The sequence below is a fragment of the Actinomadura miaoliensis genome (genome assembly GCF_039536785.1).
GTDB classification, from domain to species: Bacteria; Actinomycetota; Actinomycetes; order Streptosporangiales; family Streptosporangiaceae; genus Spirillospora; species Spirillospora miaoliensis.
Genome location: NZ_BAAAZG010000071.1, coordinates 10,476 through 29,125 on the forward strand (window position 1 = coordinate 10,476; position 18,650 = coordinate 29,125).

Annotated in this window: 17 protein-coding genes; 15 read left to right on the forward strand and 2 right to left on the reverse strand. The window is 70.2% G+C overall.

What is annotated here, in order from left to right; genetic code table 11:
• Positions 1 to 222: 222 nt before the first annotated feature.
• From arc to ABD811_RS40465, 5 genes are all read left to right on the forward strand, one after another.
• Positions 223 to 1,986 carry a proteasome ATPase gene (gene arc, locus ABD811_RS40445; RefSeq protein WP_344958443.1) on the forward strand — a complete coding sequence of 588 codons (1,764 nt, stop codon included), beginning with the start codon at positions 223 to 225 and terminating at the stop codon, positions 1,984 to 1,986.
• A gap of 299 nt (positions 1,987 to 2,285) precedes the next feature.
• Positions 2,286 to 3,554 carry an acyltransferase family protein gene (locus tag ABD811_RS40450; protein ID WP_344958445.1) on the forward strand — a complete coding sequence of 423 codons (1,269 nt, stop codon included), beginning with the start codon at positions 2,286 to 2,288 and terminating at the stop codon, positions 3,552 to 3,554.
• Entirely contained in the window at positions 3,551 to 5,068 is a 1,518-nt protein-coding gene (gene dop / locus ABD811_RS40455; RefSeq protein ID WP_344958447.1) for a depupylase/deamidase Dop, read from the forward strand. Before ABD811_RS40450 ends, dop begins: the two co-directional genes overlap by 4 nt.
• 219 nt (positions 5,069 to 5,287) lie before the next feature.
• Positions 5,288 to 5,497, forward strand: coding sequence for a ubiquitin-like protein Pup (locus tag ABD811_RS40460; RefSeq protein WP_344958449.1), 210 nt, complete (start codon positions 5,288 to 5,290; stop codon positions 5,495 to 5,497).
• 411 nt (positions 5,498 to 5,908) lie between these two features.
• Positions 5,909 to 6,769 carry an endonuclease VII domain-containing protein gene (locus tag ABD811_RS40465; protein WP_344958451.1) on the forward strand — a complete coding sequence of 287 codons (861 nt, stop codon included), beginning with the start codon at positions 5,909 to 5,911 and terminating at the stop codon, positions 6,767 to 6,769.
• 189 nt (positions 6,770 to 6,958) lie between these two features.
• On the opposite strand, the gene ABD811_RS40470 is transcribed toward ABD811_RS40465, so the two are convergent.
• Positions 6,959 to 8,626 (reverse strand): hypothetical protein, encoded by a 1,668-nt coding sequence (locus ABD811_RS40470; protein ID WP_344958453.1) that lies wholly within the window; start codon positions 8,624 to 8,626, stop codon positions 6,959 to 6,961.
• 182 nt (positions 8,627 to 8,808) lie between these two features.
• Here ABD811_RS40470 and prcB point away from each other — a divergent pair, with 182 nt between their 5' ends.
• The 6 genes from prcB (at position 8,809) to ABD811_RS40500 (ending at position 14,443) form a co-directional block, all read left to right on the forward strand.
• Positions 8,809 to 9,675 carry a proteasome subunit beta gene (gene prcB, locus ABD811_RS40475; RefSeq protein WP_344958454.1) on the forward strand — a complete coding sequence of 289 codons (867 nt, stop codon included), beginning with the start codon at positions 8,809 to 8,811 and terminating at the stop codon, positions 9,673 to 9,675.
• Between the two features lie 21 nt (positions 9,676 to 9,696).
• Positions 9,697 to 10,446, forward strand: coding sequence for a proteasome subunit alpha (prcA, locus tag ABD811_RS40480; RefSeq protein ID WP_344958470.1), 750 nt, complete (start codon positions 9,697 to 9,699; stop codon positions 10,444 to 10,446).
• Positions 10,447 to 10,737: 291 nt separating this feature from the next.
• Entirely contained in the window at positions 10,738 to 12,096 is a 1,359-nt protein-coding gene (pafA, locus tag ABD811_RS40485; RefSeq protein WP_344958455.1) for a Pup--protein ligase, read from the forward strand.
• 136 nt (positions 12,097 to 12,232) lie between these two features.
• The gene (locus tag ABD811_RS40490) at positions 12,233 to 13,171 is read left to right on the forward strand and encodes an FKBP-type peptidyl-prolyl cis-trans isomerase (RefSeq protein WP_344958456.1); all 939 of its coding nucleotides are present in this window, start codon (positions 12,233 to 12,235) and stop codon (positions 13,169 to 13,171) included.
• Positions 13,172 to 13,285: 114 nt separating this feature from the next.
• A complete protein-coding gene (locus ABD811_RS40495) occupies positions 13,286 to 13,948 on the forward strand; it encodes a helix-turn-helix transcriptional regulator (RefSeq protein ID WP_344958457.1) in 663 nt (220 codons plus the stop codon).
• A 15-nt stretch (positions 13,949 to 13,963) separates the two neighbouring features.
• A complete protein-coding gene (locus tag ABD811_RS40500) occupies positions 13,964 to 14,443 on the forward strand; it encodes a DUF3291 domain-containing protein (RefSeq protein ID WP_344958458.1) in 480 nt (159 codons plus the stop codon).
• A gap of 7 nt (positions 14,444 to 14,450) precedes the next feature.
• On the opposite strand, the gene ABD811_RS40505 is transcribed toward ABD811_RS40500, so the two are convergent.
• Positions 14,451 to 15,533: a DUF3866 family protein gene (locus ABD811_RS40505; RefSeq protein WP_344958460.1), complete on the reverse strand. Its 1,083-nt coding sequence runs from the start codon at positions 15,531 to 15,533 to the stop codon at positions 14,451 to 14,453.
• Positions 15,534 to 15,626: 93 nt separating this feature from the next.
• Between ABD811_RS40505 and ABD811_RS40510 the strand changes: the two genes are divergently transcribed.
• From ABD811_RS40510 to tatA, 4 genes are all read left to right on the forward strand, one after another.
• Positions 15,627 to 16,598, forward strand: coding sequence for a helix-turn-helix transcriptional regulator (locus ABD811_RS40510; protein ID WP_344958461.1), 972 nt, complete (start codon positions 15,627 to 15,629; stop codon positions 16,596 to 16,598).
• Positions 16,599 to 16,666: 68 nt separating this feature from the next.
• Entirely contained in the window at positions 16,667 to 17,692 is a 1,026-nt protein-coding gene (locus tag ABD811_RS40515; protein WP_344958462.1) for a helix-turn-helix transcriptional regulator, read from the forward strand.
• Between the two features lie 242 nt (positions 17,693 to 17,934).
• Positions 17,935 to 18,165: a hypothetical protein gene (locus ABD811_RS40520; protein WP_344958463.1), complete on the forward strand. Its 231-nt coding sequence runs from the start codon at positions 17,935 to 17,937 to the stop codon at positions 18,163 to 18,165.
• Positions 18,166 to 18,189: 24 nt separating this feature from the next.
• Positions 18,190 to 18,543 (forward strand): Sec-independent protein translocase subunit TatA, encoded by a 354-nt coding sequence (gene tatA, locus ABD811_RS40525; protein WP_344958465.1) that lies wholly within the window; start codon positions 18,190 to 18,192, stop codon positions 18,541 to 18,543.
• The last annotated feature ends 107 nt before the right edge of the window (positions 18,544 to 18,650 follow it).

Genomic DNA, 18,650 nt, shown 5'->3' on the forward strand with positions numbered 1-18,650 from the left:
CCCCACGCCCCGGCCACCCGGGAATCCCACCCCCCGCGACCGGCGTTTCTCCTGCGTATTCGCACAAACATCGGCATTCTGGGACCCGGTTCACGCGCCGTTCGCACGCCGCCACACCGCGGCGGGCACGACACGAGTACCGAAAGGGCAGGTTACGGAAGCCCGCCAGATAGGTAGGGTCTCAGTAGGTCGTCGGCTCTCTTCGTGAGGAGGTGACGGGGCGTGGCCGCTCGAGACGATGCTGGGGCGCGCAGGGCGCAGCACGACAAGGAGGTCAGGGACCTCCAGACGCAGGTGTCCTTCCTGGAGGAGGAGATCTCCGTGCTGCGCCGCAAGCTCGCGGAATCCCCGCGCCAGGTTCGGGTTCTTGAAGAACGACTCCATGAGGCACAGGCCAACCTGGCCGCCGTGACGGGGCAGAACGAACGCCTCGTCGCCACCCTCAAGGAGGCCCGCGAGCAGATCGTGGCGCTCAAGGAGGAGGTCGACAGGCTCGCACAGCCACCATCCGGATTCGGCGTCTTCCTCGACGCCCGTGACGATGGAACGGTCGACATCTTCACCGGCGGACGCAAGCTGCGCGTCAACGTCAGCCCCGCCGTGGACGTCGAGAAGCTGCAGCGCGGCCAGGAGGTCATGCTCAACGAGGCCCTCAACGTCGTCGAGGCCCTCGAATTCGAAGACCAAGGCGAAGTCGTCATGCTCAAGGAGCTGTTCGACGACGGCGAACGCGCCCTGGTCATCGCCCACGCGGACGAGGAACGCGTCGTCAAGCTCGCCGAACCGCTCCGCGGCGTCCCGCTGCGCGCCGGCGACTCACTCATGCTCGAACCGCGCTCCGGATACGCCTACGAAAAGATCCACAAGGCCGAGGTCGAAGAACTCGTCCTGGAAGAGGTCCCCGACATCTCCTACCACGAGATCGGCGGGCTGGCCTCCCAGATCGAGATGATCCGCGACGCCATCGAACTGCCCTACCTGCACGCGGACCTGTTCCGCGAACACCACCTGCGCCCGCCCAAGGGCGTGCTGCTGTACGGCCCGCCCGGCTGCGGCAAGACCCTCATCGCCAAGGCCGTCGCCAACTCCCTGGCCAAGCAGGTCGCCGAGAAGACCGGCCAGGAGGGCAAGAGCTTCTTCCTCAACATCAAGGGCCCCGAGCTGCTCAACAAGTACGTCGGCGAGACCGAACGCCACATCCGCCTGGTCTTCCAGCGGGCCCGCGAGAAGGCCTCCGCCGGCACCCCCGTCATCGTCTTCTTCGACGAGATGGACTCCATCTTCCGCACCCGCGGCTCCGGCGTGTCCTCCGACGTCGAGAACACCATCGTCCCGCAGCTCCTCAGCGAGATCGACGGCGTCGAAGGCCTCGAGAACGTCATCGTCATCGGCGCCTCCAACCGCGAGGACATGATCGACCCGGCGATCCTGCGGCCCGGCCGCCTCGACGTCAAGATCAAGATCGAGCGGCCCGACGCCGAAGCCGCCAAGGACATCTTCTCCAAGTACATCCGCGCCGAACTGCCGCTGCACCCCGACGACCTCGCCGAGCACGGCGGCAGCCCCGAGGCCACCGTCGACGCCATGATCCAACGCGTCGTCGAGCGCATGTACGCCGAAAGCGAGGAGAACCGCTTCCTCGAGGTCACCTACGCCAACGGCGACAAGGAAGTCCTCTACTTCAAGGACTTCAACTCCGGCGCCATGATCCAGAACATCGTCGACCGCGCCAAGAAGATGGCCATCAAGCAGTTCCTCGACACCGGCCAGAAGGGCCTGCGCGTCACTCACCTCCTCGCCGCCTGCGTCGACGAGTTCAGCGAGAACGAGGACCTGCCCAACACCACCAACCCCGACGACTGGGCCCGCATCTCCGGCAAGAAGGGCGAGCGGATCGTCTACATCCGCACCCTCGTGTCCGGCAAGCAGGGCGCCGAAGCCGGCCGGTCCATCGACACCGTCGCCAACACCGGCCAGTACCTGTAAGACGGCCGGCCCCTCCGGAGGCACACGGCCACAACCGATCACGACGACCCGACGCGGCGGCCACCCTCACCCGGGTGGCCGCCGCGCCACGTTCCCACCCCCTCGCCAGGCACCACGCCACCCCACCGGCCCGCCCACGCGGCCCACACCCCGACCGGCACGGCCACCCCGCCCCACCACCCGGCCGATCACCCCCGCGCAGCCGTACTCCCCACCATGACCACCACTGCCACACCCCACACCAGGAATTACGGAGAACCGCACAAACACATCAAGCCCGTCCCTTAAGCTCAACGCCGATGTCTCCCGCCCACACCCACACCAGCAGCCGTCCCGCAGGTCACACCCGCCTCCACGAGGTCGACCTGCTCCGCTTCCTCGCCGCCATGGTCGTGGTCCTCTACCACTTCACCGGCGGCAACGGAGGCCCCTGGAAGGACGAAACCGCCCGCGACCTGTACACCCCCATATCCAAGGTCACACAGTTCGGCTACCTCGGCGTCGACCTGTTCTTCCTCATCAGCGGCTTCGTCATCCTCATGAGCGTCTGGGGACGCGGCCTCGCCGACTTCACCGTCTCCCGCATCACCCGCCTCTACCCCGCCTACTGGTTCAGCGTCGCCCTCGTCGGCGTCATCTACCTCACCACAGGCCTGGGCAAGGGACGCCCCGAAGACCTCATCCCCAACCTCACCATGTTCCAGCGCGGCATGGGCGTCACCGACGTCAGCGGCGTCTACTGGACCCTCTGGGTCGAGATGCACTTCTACGCCCTCATCGCCCTGCTGGTCGTCGCGGGAACCACCTACCGCAACTGCGTCGCCTTCATGGGCACCTGGAGCGTCCTGGCCATCTTCGCCGACGAAACCGGCAACGAGACCCTCAAGAACCTCCTCATCCCCAGCTACGCCCCGTACTTCATCGCCGGAATGGCCTTCTACCTCATCCACCGCTTCGGCTCCAACATCCTCCTCTGGGGCATCGCCGCCTTCTCCTGGGCCGTCTCCGTCCGCCACGCCCTCCCCATCGCAACCGGCAAGCCCTACCACATCGCCCCCGCCGACGCCTGGCCCGCCGCCCCCATCATCGTCACCGCCACCTACGCCGTCATGGCCCTCGTCGCCATCGGCGCCCTCCGCCGCCTCCGCTGGCGCTTCTTCGCCACCCTCGGCGCCCTCACCTACCCCACCTACCTGATCCATTACGAAATCGGACCGGTCCTCGGACACGCCATTTACCCCGGCATCCCCCTCGAGATCGCCACCGCCGTCCTCATCGCCGCCGTCCTCGCCGCCGCCTACCTCATCCACCGCTTCATCGAACGCCCCGGCGCCGCCTGGCTCAAACCGCGCCTGCGCGACTCCTTCGACCGCCTCCGCCGCGTCGACCGAGGCCTCCGCAAAACCGCCCGCGCGCAGACCTCCACCGCCCCCACGGCGGAAACGCCCGGCCACCCCGGCACCACCGACGAAACCACCGGCGGCACCCCCTCCGGCCCGACACCACGGCGCAATGAGGAGGAGCCCCATGGCTCCACTCCCTCGCCCCCGATAGGCTCGACGATATGAGTGTTCGGCGGGTGATGGGCATCGAGACCGAGTACGGCATCTCCGTACCGGGCCAGCCAGGGGCCAACGCGATGGTGACCTCCTCCCAGGTCGTCAACGCCTACCTCGCGGCATCGGCCGCACGGGCCAGAAGAGCACGCTGGGACTTCGAAGAGGAGAACCCCCTCCGCGACGCCCGCGGATTCGACCTCGCCCGCGAGGTCGCCGACCCCAGCCAGCTCACCGACGAGGACCTCGGCCTCGCCAACGTCATCCTCACCAACGGCGCACGGCTCTACGTCGACCACGCCCACCCCGAATACTCCGCCCCCGAATGCACCAACCCCCGCGACGCCGTCATCTGGGACAAAGCCGGAGAACGCGTCATGGCCGACGCCGCCCAACGCGCCGCCATGATCCCCGGCACCCACCCCATCCAGCTCTACAAGAACAACACCGACAACAAAGGCGCCTCCTACGGCTGCCACGAGAACTACCTCATGCGACGGGAAACCCCCTTCGCCGACATCGTCCGCCACCTCACCCCCTTCTTCGTCTCCCGCCAGGTCGTCACCGGCGCCGGCCGCGTCGGCATCGGCGTCGACGGCCGCGGCGACGGCTTCCAGATCAGCCAGCGCGCCGACTTCTTCGAAGTCGAGGTCGGCCTGGAGACCACCCTCAAACGCCCCATCATCAACACCCGCGACGAACCCCACGCCGACCCCGAGAAATACCGGCGCCTGCACGTCATCATCGGCGACGCCAACATGAGCGAGGTCTCCACCTACCTCAAGCTCGGCACCACCTCCCTCGTCCTCGCCATGATCGAGGACGGCTTCCTCACCGTCGACCTCTCCGTCGACATGCCCGTCGCCGCCCTGCGCGCCGTCTCCCACGACCCCTCCTGCAAGCACCTGCTCACCCTGCGCGACGGCCGCAAGATGACCGCCGTCCAGCTGCAGATGGAATACCTCGAGCAGTCCCGCAAGTACGTCGAGGACCGCTACGGCGCCGACGTCGACGAGATGACCAAGGACGTCCTGGACCGCTGGGAGTCGGTCCTGCACCGCCTCGGCGACGACCCCATGCAGCTGTCCCGCGAACTCGACTGGGTCGCCAAGCTCGAACTGCTGGAGGGCTACCGCAGCCGCGACGGTCTCGACTGGTCCCACCCGCGGCTGCAGCTGGTCGACCTGCAGTACACCGACATCCGTCCCGACAAGGGCCTCTACAACCGCCTGGTGGCCCGCGACCGCATCGAACGCGTCGTCTCCGAGGACGAGGTCCAGCACGCCATCGAGCACCCGCCCGAGGACACCCGCGCCTACTTCCGCGGCCGCTGCCTGCGCCAGTACGCCGACTCGGTGGCCGCCGCCTCCTGGGACTCGGTCATCTTCGACGTCCCCGGCCGCGAGTCCCTGCAGCGCGTTCCCACCCTGGAGCCCCTGCGCGGCACCAGGCAGCACGTGGGCGCCCTGCTGGACCGCTGCCGCACCGCCGGCGACCTGGTCGCGACCCTGACCGGCGAGGGCTGACCGAACCTTTCACCCGGGCCGTCGAGCGCCCCCACGTGGTAATGCGCCACGTGGGGGCGCTGCTTATTTGTGACCGTTATGACCGTTTCGCTGGGCGATGGACGGGCGATAACCCCACCAGGCCCCCGGGCCGCCGGGACGGTGAAACGGCTCGTCATGATCCGCTCACCGACCATGATCGGGGATAGGCTGGGGGCAACCGGCAGAGGAGGTTACGGGATGGCCACGAAGGACACCGGCGGTCAGAAGCAGACCACGCGCCGCACCGAAGAGGTCGAGGAGACCCAGGAGGCGAGCGCCGAGGAACTGCAGGAGCGCAAGGAAAAGCTCGACGACGACGTCGATGCAATTCTGGACGAAATCGACGAAGTTCTCGAAGAGAATGCAGAGGAATTCATCCGCTCATATGTCCAGAAGGGCGGGGAATAACACCTTAAAAGCGGACATGTCCGATATGTCGATCGTCATTTCTTGATCGGCGAGTAAAGCGCTGGCAAGGCACGGGTGTGGGCGGTAGGGTCGGGGGCCGTGCTGACCAAGAAATGTCGAGACTGCGGCCAGGAGAAGCCTGTCTCGCAGTTCTACAGGCGCAAAGCATCTCCCGATGGACTGGCGCTCTACTGCAAAGACTGCTTCGGCCTGCGGAACGCCGCGTCCTACCGGAAGCGCCAGGCGGCGTTGGGCAAGGAGACGAGGCCTTATCGCAGGCACTCGGCCGTCCCCGACGGCATGAAGTACTGCCCTCGGTGCGAGCAGATCAAATCTGTCGAAGAGTTCGGCCGGAACCGATCGACGAAGTCCGGACTGACCGCCTACTGCAAGCGCTGTCACAACACGGTCATGGTCGAGGGGAAGCGGCGCAAGCACGGCAGTGAGCGCAACTACCTCCTCAAGCTCCGCTACGGCATCACCGAGGAGGAGATGGAGCGGATGAGGGCGCAGCAGGGCGGCGTCTGCGTCATCTGCCTCCAGAACGCCGCCAGGCACGTCGACCACGACCACATGACCGGGCTCGTCCGCCACCTGCTGTGCTTCAAGTGCAACGGGGGGATCGGCCAGTTCGAGGACGACCCGCAGCGGATGCGCGACGCCGCCCTGTACCTGGAGTTGGGCGGCCCGCACGCGCGGCGCATGATGATCGAGCTCGGTACCAAGGTGATCAACCGTGCCAACCGTCACGTGCTCAACGAGCTCAGGCGGTGGGCGAAGCCGCGCCCGATGGAGGAGGGGTCGACGCGGCACCACCACCTGCGCAGGAAGTACGGGATCGACCACCACGACGCCGAGTTGCTGCTCCATCTCCAAGTGGGATTGTGCGCGATCTGCTGCGACAGGCCCGCCGAGCACGTCGACCACGATCACGACACCGGTGACGTGCGCGGCATGCTGTGCACCGGCTGCAACACCGGTATGGGGCAGTTGGGCGACGACCCGATCTCTCTGCGTCGAGCGGCGGATTACGTGCAGCGCCGTCTCGTCCAGGAGGTGCCGGACGGTGAGGACGGCGGTACGCGGCTGTCGTTCACCGAGCCGGACGTCGACCCTCGGACGGTCCCGATGGACGGCTGGGGCCCGTACAGGGAGCGGGACGGGGAGTACCGCAGGGACGCGGTCGCCGTCGAGGAGGAGATCGAGAGCATGCCGTGGGCCGAGATCTTCCCTGCGTCCTGGAACTCCGACAGAGGGTCACCGACGGGCTGACCGGAAGGCTCGTAGACGGCTGGCGGGTCAACGCCTCAACGATCGACCGCCTGTGGGACTCGGGCAAGCCTGCCGCTAAGCCAGACAAACCAAGCCGGCGGGCAGAGGTCGGGCCGGGGAGATCCAGCGGGTGACAGCCGTGGCCGCCGGTGGGCTGGGCGTGATTGAACCCGGCAGAGGGGTCGGCTTCTAAGGCTCGGGTGTGGGGTGCGGGTCGATGACCTGGTCAGGGTCGGTGATCGCGCAGGCGCTCTTCTCGGCCGCGTCGACGGACGTGTCGTCGCTCGCCCCGTCGCTCGCCCCCTCGTTCGCGCCGTCGTTCGTCCCGTCGATGGGCATGTCGGTGACGGTGGGGGTGGCGGCGAGGGTGTCCATGTGGGCGATGTAGGCGTTGGGGACGGTGAAGCCGCGGGGTGGGATGGGGATGCCTCCGGCGAGGCGGGACCAGGCGAATCCGACGGCGGCGGAGGCGCTGAGGACGCCGAGGGCGGTGTCGGGGTCGGGTGGGGTGAGCCGTGGTGACGGGGTGTCGTCGGTGGGCCACAGGTCGCGGAGGGGGTGGGTGTCCTGCCGGACGATGTCGGTGAGGAGTGCGCGGAGTTCGGGGTCGAGCCAGCGGGAGACGGGGGTGGCGAGGTCGGGGCGGTAGGCGGCCATGTCGGCGGCGAGCAGGGCGGTGGCGGCGTGGCGGGGTTCGACGAAGGTGGTGTCGGTGGGGTCGCCGCACAGGGGGTGGAGGGCGGTGGCGAGGTCGTAGAAGGCGAGTTGGAAGCGTTCGCCGGGGGCTGAGTCGGCGAAGAGGGTGGCGGCGAGCGGGGCGGGGCAGCGGGTGCGCCAGTGGCGTTCGACGGCCTGGTCGCCGTAGGGGAGTGCGCGGTGGTCGAGGGCGGGGTTGGTCTGGAGGGGTTCGATCATGGCGAGCAGGGCGGTGGCGCGCAGGCGGAAGCGGGGGTCGTCGCGGAGGGCCTGGGCGGTCATGACCATGCAGCGGATGAGCTGGGCGGCGGCGTCGGGGCGGCCGACGCGGAGGCGTTCGGCGTAGAGGCCGATGATGGTGTGCAGGGGTGGTGGGGCGAGCCAGCGGAGGCGGCCTTGGTCGCCGTAGGGCTGGGCGAGGTGGGGGTTCCACAGGTCGAGCAGGTCGTTGTGGACGTGGGGGTCGAAGGCGGGGACTGAGGCGCACCAGAGGGTGGTGCTCCAGGTGACGGCGATGGTGCTGGGTGTGCCGTGGAGGAAGAAGTTCCAGCCGAGTGGGTAGTCGGGGGGTGGTGCCTGGGCGGCTTCGGACATGACGGAGCGCAGGCGGTAGAGGACGGCGCCGGGGAGGGGGGTGCCGGCGATGGCGCGGGGTGGTCCGTAGTCGTGGGCGTAGTCGGGTCCGGTGGGGAGGATTTCGGCGGGGATGAGGGGTGGGGCGTAGCCGGGTTGGAGGGGGAGCGCGGTGGTGCGGTCGTGGCCGGTGGGGGGTGGGGTGAGGAACCAGCGGCTGTCTGCGGGGTGCCAGCGGTACCAGCGGGCCCAGGCGCCGTGGAGCCACCAGCCGTGGTCGGGGAGTGAGAGGAGTTGGGGGATGAGGGCTTGTTGGCGTTGGAGTGGGGTGGCGGTGGGCCACCAGGGGCTGCCGACGATGAGGCGGGTTTCGTGTTCGGCGCGGGTGAAGGGGTCGGCGTCGTCGGGGAGTGGTGGTTCTGGTGGTGTTGCCGGGGGTGTGGCGGCGTAGGCGGGGATGTTGTGGGGGCGCCGGGAGGGCCAGGCGTGTTGGCCTGGGGCGCTGGGCCAGGTTGGTTGGCCGAGGGGGCTCGGCCAGCCCGGTTGTCCGGGCGGGGGGCCTTGGGGGCCGGGAGGACGCCACACCACGTGGTCATCGTAGTGGCCGGGGGGTGTGTGGGGCTTGGTGTGGAGGGGTTTGCGGGTGTGTCGGGGGTGTGGGTTTCGCCGTGGGCGGATCTGGGTGAGGATCACGTCGCATGCGGTGAGCGTGGTTTGAACAGTAGGGTCTAGACGTCCGCGCCGGTGTGCTCGTGTGGGCGGCCGGTGCCATGGTGGAGGGAAGGAGTCGCGTGGGGTCCCACGATTCGCACACCCGACGTCTGCCGGGGTTGTTCGGTAGCCCTGACACGTCTTCGTTCACGGAGTTTCTGGCCGCGTACTCGCCGGAGTTGCTGCCTGGGCGGCGTGTGCTGCCGGCGTCGTCGGCGGGGGAGGAGATTCCGCACGGTACGACGATCGTGGCGGTGACGTTCCCCGGCGGTGTGGTGATGGCGGGCGATCGGCGCGCGACGGCGGGGCACATGATCGCTCAGCGTGATGTGGAGAAGGTGTTCCGGGCCGACGAGTTCTCGGCGATCGCGGTGGCGGGGACCGCGGGGATCGGGATGGAGGTCGTGCGGCTGTTCCAGGTGGAGCTGGAGCACTATGAGAAGCGGGAGAGCCGTCCGCTGTCGATGGAGGGCAAGGCGAACCGGCTGGCGACCATGATCCGGGGGAATCTGGGTCTGGCGATGCAGGGTCTCGCGGTGGTGCCGTTGTTCGCGGGGTACGACGAGGAGCGGGACGAGGGGCGGATCTTCTCCTACGATCCGGCGGGGGGCCGGTACGAGGAGCGGGAGTTCCATTCGATCGGTTCGGGTTCGGTGTTCGCGCGGGGGGCGTTGAAGAAGCTGTACCGTGCGGATCTGTCGGCCGAGGACGCGGCGACGGTGTGTGTGCAGGCGTTGTACGACGCGGCCGATGATGATTCGGCGACCGGTGGTCCGGATCTGACGCGCCGTATCTTTCCGGTGGTGGCGACGGTGACGGCCGACGGTTACCGCAGGCTGGGTGAGGACGAGGTGGGCGCGTTGGCGCAGGCCGTGGTGGAGGCTCGTTTCGAGTCGCCCGGTGGTCCGACCGCTCCGCTGCGATAGAAGGGATCCAGACCGGTGTCCATGCCGTTCTATGTGTCGCCCGAACAGCAGATGAAGGACAAGGCGGACTATGCGCGTAAGGGGATCGCGCGGGGCCGCAGTGTCGTGGTGCTGCAGTATGACGACGGCATCCTGTTCGTGGCGGACAATCCGTCGCGGGCGCTGCACAAGATCAGTGAGATCTATGACCGGATCGCGTTCGCGGCGGTCGGGAAGTACAACGAGTTCGAGAATCTGCGGCTGGGCGGGGTGCGGTACGCCGATATCAACGGGTACCAGTACGACCGGCGTGATGTGACGGCGCGCGGGTTGGCGAACGTGTACGCGCAGTCGCTGGGGACGATCTTCACGGAGACGAACAAGCCGTACGAGGTGGAGCTGGTGGTGGCCGAGGTGGGGGAGGACGCCGCCTCGGATCAGATCTACCGGTTGACGTTCGATGGTTCGGTGGCCGACGAGCACGGTTATGTGGCGATGGGCGGTCAGGCCGACGCGGTGGCGCAGGCGTTGAAGGACCGGTTCCGGGAGGGGATGGGTCTGGCGGAGGCGCTGCTGGCGGGGGTGCGGTCGTTGGAGGCGCAGGACGCGGATCGCCGGTTGGAGGCGACGTCGTTGGAGGTGGCGGTGCTGGATCGCAATCGTGAGCATCGGTTGTTCCGGCGGCTTCCGGCGGCGCGGATCGAGTCGTTGTTGCGTGAGGCGGACGGCGGTTCGGCGGGTGCGTCGGGTGAGGGCGCCTCGGGTGGTGGTTCGGAGAACGGCGCGTCCTGAGTGGGCGGCGCGTCCTGAGCGGGCGTGTCGCGTCCTGGGGCGTGGCGTGTTGAGCGCTTGGGCGTGCCTGGTCGTGTGACCCGTCGTGGCCGGTCGTTCTGGGGTGGGGCGGCTGGTCACGGCGGGTTTTTCCGTTGGGAAAATTCCCCCAAATCGGATCTACGCCGTAAAGGTGTGGGCGGTGCGGCGGTCAAACCTGTCGGGGGTGGCCGTCCCTGGCCTGATGGCGGGTGCGAAACAAGGGGCTGTGGAGACTGCCAAGTGACGGTCCCGCCGCATAGGCTCACTGATGTGGACAGGCGCATCTTCGGGCTCGAGAACGAGTACGGCGTCACCTGCACCTTCCGCGGGCAGCGGCGGTTGTCACCCGACGAGGTGGCCCGCTACCTGTTCCGGCGGGTGGTGTCGTGGGGCCGCAGCAGCAACGTGTTCCTGCGCAACGGCGCGCGGCTCTACCTGGACGTGGGCAGCCACCCCGAGTACGCGACGCCCGAGTGTGACAGTGTCATCGACCTGGTGACGCACGACAAGGCCGGTGAGCGGATCCTGGAGGGCCTTCTGGTGGACGCCGAGCGGCGTCTGCGGGAGGAGGGCATCGCCGGCGACATCTACCTGTTCAAGAACAACACCGATTCGGCGGGCAACTCCTACGGCTGTCACGAGAACTATCTGGTGGGGCGGCACGGGGAGTTCGGCCGGCTGGCGGACGTGCTGATCCCGTATCTGGTGACGCGGCAGATCATCTGTGGTGCGGGCAAGGTGCTGCAGACGCCGCGTGGGGCGGTGTACTGCGTGTCGCAGCGGGCCGAGCACATCTGGGAGGGGGTGTCGTCGGCCACCACGCGGTCCCGGCCGATCATCAACACGAGGGACGAGCCGCACGCCGACGCCGAGCGGTTCCGCCGGCTGCACGTGATCGTGGGCGACTCGAACATGAGCGAGACCACGATGCTGCTGAAGGTGGGCGCGACCGACCTGGTGCTGCGGATGATCGAGGCGGGCGTGGTGATGCGGGACCTGACGCTGGAGAACCCGATCCGGGCGATCCGCGAGGTCAGTCATGACATGACGGGCCGGCGGAAGGTCCGGCTGGCCAACGGCCGGGAGGCCAGTTCGCTGGAGATCCAGAAGGAGTACTACGGCAAGGCGAAGGACTTCATCGACCGGCGCGGCGGGGATCCGGTGGTCAAGCGGGTGCTGGACCTGTGGGAGCGGACGCTGCGGGCGGTGGAGACCGGGGATCTGGATCTGGTGTCGCGGGAGATCGACTGGGTGACGAAGTACCGGCTGATCGAGCGGTACCGGCGCAAGTACGATCTGCCGTTGTCGTCGCCGCGGGTGGCGCAGCTGGATCTGGCGTACCACGACGTGCATCGCGACCGGGGTCTGTACTACCTGATGGAGAAGCGTGGGTCGGTGGAGCGGGTGTCGCGCGACCTGGACATCTTCGAGGCCAAGTCGGTGCCGCCGCAGACGACGCGGGCGCGGTTGCGCGGGGAGTTCATCCGGCGGGCGCAGGAGAAGCGGCGGGACTTCACGGTCGACTGGGTGCATCTGAAGCTGAACGATCAGGCGCAGCGGACGGTGCTGTGCAAGGATCCGTTCCGGTCGGTGGACGAGCGGGTCGACAAGTTGATCGCCGGTATGTGACGTTCGTCGTGTGGCCGGGGGCGGCGCCGGTGTGGGCGCCGTCCCCGGTTTCGCGCGTGTAGGGGCTACTGGCCGGTCACCTTGGCGGTAGGGTGTGCGCTCAGTTCGGGTCGCCGTGCGTTGGGTGAGGAGCCGCATGCGCCGTCGTGTCTTCGCGCCGTTGCTGGGGGTCGTGCTGGCGGGGCCGTTGGTGCTGGCCGCCGGGTGTTCGGGTGGGGACGACGTCGGGGTGTCGGTCCGGGGGAAGTTCGGGGCGCGTCCGGAGGTGTCGTTCCCGAAGGGGGCGCCGAGCGCGGATCTGGCGGTGAAGACGCTGGTGAAGGGGGACGGCAAGGGGCAGGGGGCGCGTAAGGGCGATCTGGTGGTGGCCGACTACGTCGGGTACCGGTGGAGCAAGGACGGCAACAAGCTGCTGGCCAACAGTTACATCGCGGGGTTGCCGGGGGCGTTTCCGACGGGGCGGCTGGTGCCGGGGCTGGACAAGGCGTTGCTGGGGGCGCGGGTGGGTGACCGGGTGGTGGCCAAGATTCCGCCTGCGGAGGGGTACGGCGACAAGGGCGACACCCAGCATCAGGTGGGCGCGGACGATTCGCTGGTGTACGTGCTGGACGTGCGGGGCGTGTACGGCAGGACGGCGCATGCGCGGGGCCGGGCGCAGGGGCTGGACGATCCGCGGTTGCCGCGTGTGTCGGGCGGGGCGCAGGGGCAGGCGCCGCAGATCACGGTTCCGCGTGTGGCGGCGCCGAAGGGGTTGCAGGTGCGCAGCCTGATCCAGGGGGAGGGGCCGGCGGTCGCCAAGGGGCGGCTGGTGGCGTTGCAGTACGTGGGGGTGTTCTGGCGGGACGGCAGGGTTTTCGACTCGTCGTGGCGCAGCGGCCGTCCGTACGCGGTGACGATCGGTACGGGTCAGGTGATGAAGGGCTGGGACGAGGCGTTGGTGGGGCAGAAGGTGGGCAGCCGCCTGCTGCTGGTGGTGCCGCCGTCGCTGGGCTACGGCAAGGAGGGGCTGGCGCAGGCCGGCATCAAGGGCAACGACACGCTGGTGTTCGTCGTCGACCTCCTAGGCGTCCACTGACCCGCGGCGTTCCCTGGCCTACGGCGTTCCCTGGCCTACGGCGTTCCCCCGTCCGCGGCGTTTCCTGACCCGCGGTGTTCTAACGCCAAGTCCGGCTGTTCTTAGACTGGGGCGGTGGAGGACTTCGAGGCGTTCGGCGCACTGCGTGATCCGTTGCGGCGGCGGCTGTACGAGTACGTGGCCGCGCAGGATCATCCGGTGAGCCGGAACGAGGCGGCCGAGGCGGCGGGGGTGGCGCGCACGCTGGCGGCCTTTCATCTGGACAGGCTGGCCGAGGCGGGGCTGCTGGAGACCGAGAGCCGGCGGTTGACGGGTCGGTCGGGGCCGGGGGCGGGGCGTCCGGCCAAGCTGTACCGGCGGTCGCCCGAGGATCGGGCGTTGTCGCTGCCGCCGCGTGACTACCGGACGGCGGCCGAGGTGCTGGCCGAGACCGCCGAGGCCGCGGGCCTGGACGAGGAGCTGCGGCGGGCGGCCCGGCGTCGTGGGCGGGCGCTGCGCGGTGCGGAGCCCGTGGGCGGTCTGGAGGCGGTGAGGGCCGTGCTGGCGCGTCGTGGATACGAGCCGCGGCAAGAGGAGGGCGGCACGGTGCGGATGCGCAACTGCCCGTTTCACGCGCTCTCGGAGCAGTTCCCGCCGTTGGTGTGCGGGATGAACCTGGCGCTGCTGGAGGGGCTGCTGGAGGGCGCGGAGGGGCTGCGGGTGCGGATGGACGCGCGTCCGGGGTGGTGCTGCACGGTGGTGGAGGAGTCTGGGCCTTCTAAAAACAACGAAGATTGACATAGAGTGTCCGGCATGACCGGCCATCATCTCGCCCAGTTCAACGTGAGCACGCTGAACGAACCCCTGGACGCCCCGGGCATGGCGGAGTTCGTGTCCCGGCTCGATCCGATCAACGCGCTGGCCGACGGGGCGCCCGGCTTCGTGTGGCGCCTGGTGGAGGAGGGCGCCAACGACGCCACCGGCGTGCGTCCCGTCGGCGACGACGTGATCATCAACTTCTCGGTGTGGGAGTCGCGGGAGGCGCTGTGGGACTTCGTCTACCGCAGCGCCCACCTGGAGGTGCTGCGCCGCCGCCGTGAGTGGTTCCGGCGGCACGTCGACGCCTACCAGGTGCTGTGGTGGGTGCCCGCCGGTTACATCCCCACGGTGGAGGAGGCGGTGGAGCGTCTGGAACTGCTGCGCGGGCGGGGCCCGTCCCCGAGCGCGTTCACGTTCCGCGACTTCTACACCCCCGACGGGGTCCCTGAGAGGGCGCAGCCCGCCCGGGCCTGACGGCCGGTCAGGTGAGCAGGGCGGCCGCGTGGCGGCCCGCGGCGGCGGCGGACAGGAAGTAGGCCAGATCCTGGTCGAGGCGGCGGCCCATCGTGGACAGCCGCACGCCCCAGTCCGTCTCGGCGTCGCGCAGGGCGTCGCGCAGGCCGTCCACCGGTACCGGCACCAGGGTGTGGCGTTCGCCCAGCGGCGCCGCCTGCGCCGCGACGCGCTGCCCCAGGTCCCCGCCCAGTTCGGGCACGACGACGTCGGCGGGGGCCAGGGCGACGCGTCCGTAGGCGGTGAGGCTGTGGTGGGACACGCCCTGGTGCCGTTCACGGGCGTCGCCCTCGCTGACGCGCAGGGACGCCACGGGACGGCCCGACAGGGCGGCGGCGGCGTTGACGGCCTCGCCCGCCGCGACGCCGGAGAATCCCCAGCGGGTGCCGCTGCCCAGGTTGCCGGGCCCCTGCGCCACGACCGCCACGTCGGCGTCCAGGACGAGGCGGGCGGCCAGCAGCCCGGTGTGGACGGTGACCGTCTCCAGGTCGCCGCCGAACGCCTGCCCGACGGTGACCGTGGCGGCCAGCGCGCCGGCCTGCCGCAGCCGGGCGATCGACATGGAGAACCAGGCGGGCAGGGCGCCGCCGTCGGTCATCACGTACACCACGCGGGTGCCGGGCCGGTCGGCCAGCAGGCCCGCCAGGATCGGCGGCAGCGCCGAGTGCAGGTCGGCCACGATCACCGGCATGCCGTCCAGGGAGTCGGCCTCGCGGAGCGTCTCGTGGTGGGGGGAGTCCTGCTCGTCGGCGCCCAGCACGGTCGCCTGCAGCGGGGTGTAGCGGGCCTTGACCAGGTGGCCGGGGCCCGTCGGGTCGGGCGGCAGCCGGTCGGGGACGGCCACGACCATGGCGTAGCCGCCGGTGCCCAGGCCGAGCGCCAAGGCCGTAGTGTTGAGCAGGACGGTGTCGCCCGGCTGTGGTCTGCCCACCAGCGCGGTGTAGGCCAGGGCCCGGCGGGTGCCGTCGCCGTCGATCGTCACGTCGAGCTCGACCGCCCCCGGCCATTCCCGGCGGACGCTTTCAACCGTGCCTTTGCGCCATCGGATCACAGCAGGAAACGGTAGCGTCCTGATCGGAGGAATCGTCCGGGAACGCGCGGGCTCGCCGAGCGGACCGCAGCACGACTTCGAGGTGGTGGCCAAGTGTCGCGGCGCAAGACCGAGCGCCTGCTCAATCTGGTGGTCTGCCTGCTGGCCACGCGGCGCTATCTGACCGCCGAGCAGATCCGCCGGGCGGTGCCCGGCTACCCCGACTCCGACGAGGCGTTCAAGCGGATGTTCGAACGCGACAAGGAGGAGCTGCGCGAGCTGGGGGTGCCGCTGGAGGTGGGCAGCGACCAGCACGGCGCGGGCGGGGAGGACATCGGGTACCGGATCCCCCGGCAGGCCTACGAGCTGCCCGACATTCATCTGACGCCCGACGAGGCGGCGGTGCTGGGGCTGGCGGCGCGGGTATGGCAGCGCGCCAGCATGGCCGACGCGGCGTCGGGGGCGCTGCTGAAGCTGCGCGCGGCCGGGGTGGAGACCGACACCGCGAGCGCGCCGGGCATCGAGCCGCGGCTGGACACCGGCGAGCCGTCGTTCCCGGCGCTGTGGGAGGCGGTGCGCGACGGCCGCCCCGTGGCGTTCGACTACCAGGGGGTGGGGCGCACCCGGGCGGCGCGGCGGCATCTGGAACCGTGGGGCGTGGTGAGCCGCCGGGGCCGCTGGTACGTGGTGGGGCACGACCGCGACCGGGACGAGACGCGGGTGTTCCGGCTCAGCCGCATCGTCGGGGAGGTCGTCCCCGACGGTCCGCCCGGCAGCGTCACCGTCCCGCCGGGGGTGGACGTGCGGCGCATCGCGTTCACCTGGGGCGACCCGGTGAGCGAGCCGCGCCCGGCCACGGTGCGGCTGCGGGCGGGCGCCGCGCAGGGGCCGCGGCGCTGGGCGCGGGACGTGCGGCCGGTGGGCGACGGGACGTGGGACGAGGCCGTCCTCACCTTCCGTGACGTCGACCGCTTCGCGCCGTACCTGGCGCGGTTCGCCGACGACGTGGTCGTGCTGGACCCGCCGGACCTGCGTGAGGCGGTCATCTGGCAGCTGAAGGCGGCGCTGGCGGCCAGCGACCGATGACGGCCGGCGACCGGACGGGGAGCGGACCGGGGAGCGGACGGGGAGCGACCGATGACGGGGAGTGATCGATGACGGGGCAGAGCACGGGGGCGCCCGCGGCCCGGACGGCGGGCCGCGCCACCACCTCCACCGACCGGCTGGCGCGGCTGCTGGCGCTGGTCCCCTACGTGATCAGCCGGGACTCGGTGGCGCTGGACCAGGCCGCGCGGGCGTTCGGCGTCACCGAGAAGCAGCTGATCGACGACCTGAACCTGCTGTGGTGCGTGGAGCTGCGCGCGCCCGACCCCTACTGCCCGATCGACCTGTCCTACGAGGGCGGGGAGATCATCGTCACCGAGGCCGAGTCGATCGCCCGGCCGCTGCGGCTGAAGGTCGACGAGGCCAGCGCGCTGCTGGTGGCGCTGCGGATGCTGGCGGGCATCCCCGACCTGCCCGACCGCGACGCGCTCAGCCGCGTGATCGCCAAGCTGGAGACCGCGGCGGGCGCGGCGGCGGCGCCGGCCAGCAAGGTGGCGGTGGAGGTCGCCGCGGGCGGCGGCGCGCCGGACGCGCGCGGCCACCTGGGCCGCCTGCGCGACGCGATCGCCCGGGGCCGGCGCGTGCACCTGGCGTACTACGTGCCCGCGCGCGACGAGAACACCGAACGCGACGTGGACCCCATGCGGCTGCTGGTGGTGGAGGGCAGCACCTACCTGGAGGGGTGGTGCCGCCGCGCCGAGGCGGTGCGGCTGTTCCGCCTGGACCGCATCACGTCCCTGCGGGTGCTGGACGAGGTGCCCGCGCAGGTCCCCGAGGACGCCGAGCCGCGCGACGTGGACGCCGGCGGCCTGTACCGGCCCTCGCCCGACGACGTCGTGGTCACCCTGGAGCTGACCGCGCAGGGCCGCTGGGTCGCCGACTACTACCCGTGCGAGAGCGTCCGGGAACTGGGGGAGGGGCGGCTGGAGGTGGTGCTGCGCACCTCCGACACCCGCTGGGTGCGGGGCCTGGCGCTGCGCCTGGGCGACCAGGGCCGCGTGGTGGAGCCCGTGGAGCTGGCCGCCGAGGTCCGCGACGACGCCTCCCGCGCCCTGGCGCTGTACGGGCACGCGTGAGCGGGACCCCGTGACGGCGCTTTCGGCGGTGCCTTCTGCGGTGCTCTCGGCGGCGTTCTCGGGGGCGCGTGCGGCGGCACCACGGCGGTGCCGGGGGGAACGTGGGCGGCGCGGCGCCCATTCCAGGTGTTGTTTGCACTGTTTCGTGGTGATACGACGTCTGTGTGAACATCACGTGACGGTGCCGCGCGGACCGGTCCGGATGACGACAGTGGTGGAGGACGTCGGTTACGGTGGCGGACGTGGGATGGGTCGGTGCGTCGGTGGCGCTGGGCTTCGCGGGCCTGGCCGTGCTCGCGGTGTGCGCGTTCAAGGTCTACCTGGGGGTCCGCCGCCTGGGCCGGGAACTGGACCGCACCCGGCGGCGGCTGGCCCCGCGGCACTCGGCGCTCAACGAGGAACTGCGGATCCTGCAGGAGACGGCTCCCCGGGGGGAGGCGCGGCGCCGCGAGGACGGCGTACGATCGTCGTGAGTAGACCTGCTGAAGAGGAATGTCATGGGTAATTTCGGCACCAGCGAGATCCTGATCGTTCTCGTGGTCGTCCTGCTGCTGTTCGGCTCGGCCAAGCTGCCCCAGCTGGCCCGTTCGCTGGGTAAGTCGGCGCGCATCCTGAAGGCCGAGACCAAGGGGCTGCGCGACGACGACGACAACGCCGCCCAGCCCGCCGCCGCGTCGCAGACGCCGCAGAACGACCCGCGCCAGGAGGCCGCCCGGCTGCGCGAGGAGGCCGCCCGCCTGGAGCGCGAGGCCGCCGCCGACGGTGCCGCCGCCCCCCGGCGTTCGCTGCCCTCCGGCGAGCCGATCCAGGGCGTTCCGGTCTCCGACCCCAACCAGTTCCGCAACTCCTGACCGCGCCCGGCGTCGCCCCGGTGTCGTACCGTGACGTGCCCCGCGTACCCCGTACCCGCGTACCGCGCGTGCCGCCGCCCGGCGCCGCGCCGCGGTGCCGCCGCGCG

What these genes read in the sequence shown, in the direction of transcription:
- ABD811_RS40450 (WP_344958445.1), top strand. Translation starts at nt 2,286, where the DNA reads ATGTCTCCCGCCCACACCCACACCAGCAGCCGTCCCGCAGGTCACACC.
- dop (WP_344958447.1), top strand. Translation starts at nt 3,551, where the DNA reads ATGAGTGTTCGGCGGGTGATGGGCATCGAGACCGAGTACGGCATCTCC.
- ABD811_RS40460 (WP_344958449.1), top strand. Translation starts at nt 5,288, where the DNA reads ATGGCCACGAAGGACACCGGCGGTCAGAAGCAGACCACGCGCCGCACC.
- ABD811_RS40465 (WP_344958451.1), top strand. Translation starts at nt 5,909, where the DNA reads ATGGTCGAGGGGAAGCGGCGCAAGCACGGCAGTGAGCGCAACTACCTC.
- prcB (WP_344958454.1), top strand. Translation starts at nt 8,809, where the DNA reads ATGGTGGAGGGAAGGAGTCGCGTGGGGTCCCACGATTCGCACACCCGA.
- prcA (WP_344958470.1), top strand. Translation starts at nt 9,697, where the DNA reads ATGCCGTTCTATGTGTCGCCCGAACAGCAGATGAAGGACAAGGCGGAC.
- ABD811_RS40490 (WP_344958456.1), top strand. Translation starts at nt 12,233, where the DNA reads ATGCGCCGTCGTGTCTTCGCGCCGTTGCTGGGGGTCGTGCTGGCGGGG.
- ABD811_RS40500 (WP_344958458.1), top strand. Translation starts at nt 13,964, where the DNA reads ATGACCGGCCATCATCTCGCCCAGTTCAACGTGAGCACGCTGAACGAA.
- ABD811_RS40515 (WP_344958462.1), top strand. Translation starts at nt 16,667, where the DNA reads ATGACGGGGCAGAGCACGGGGGCGCCCGCGGCCCGGACGGCGGGCCGC.
- tatA (WP_344958465.1), top strand. Translation starts at nt 18,190, where the DNA reads ATGGGTAATTTCGGCACCAGCGAGATCCTGATCGTTCTCGTGGTCGTC.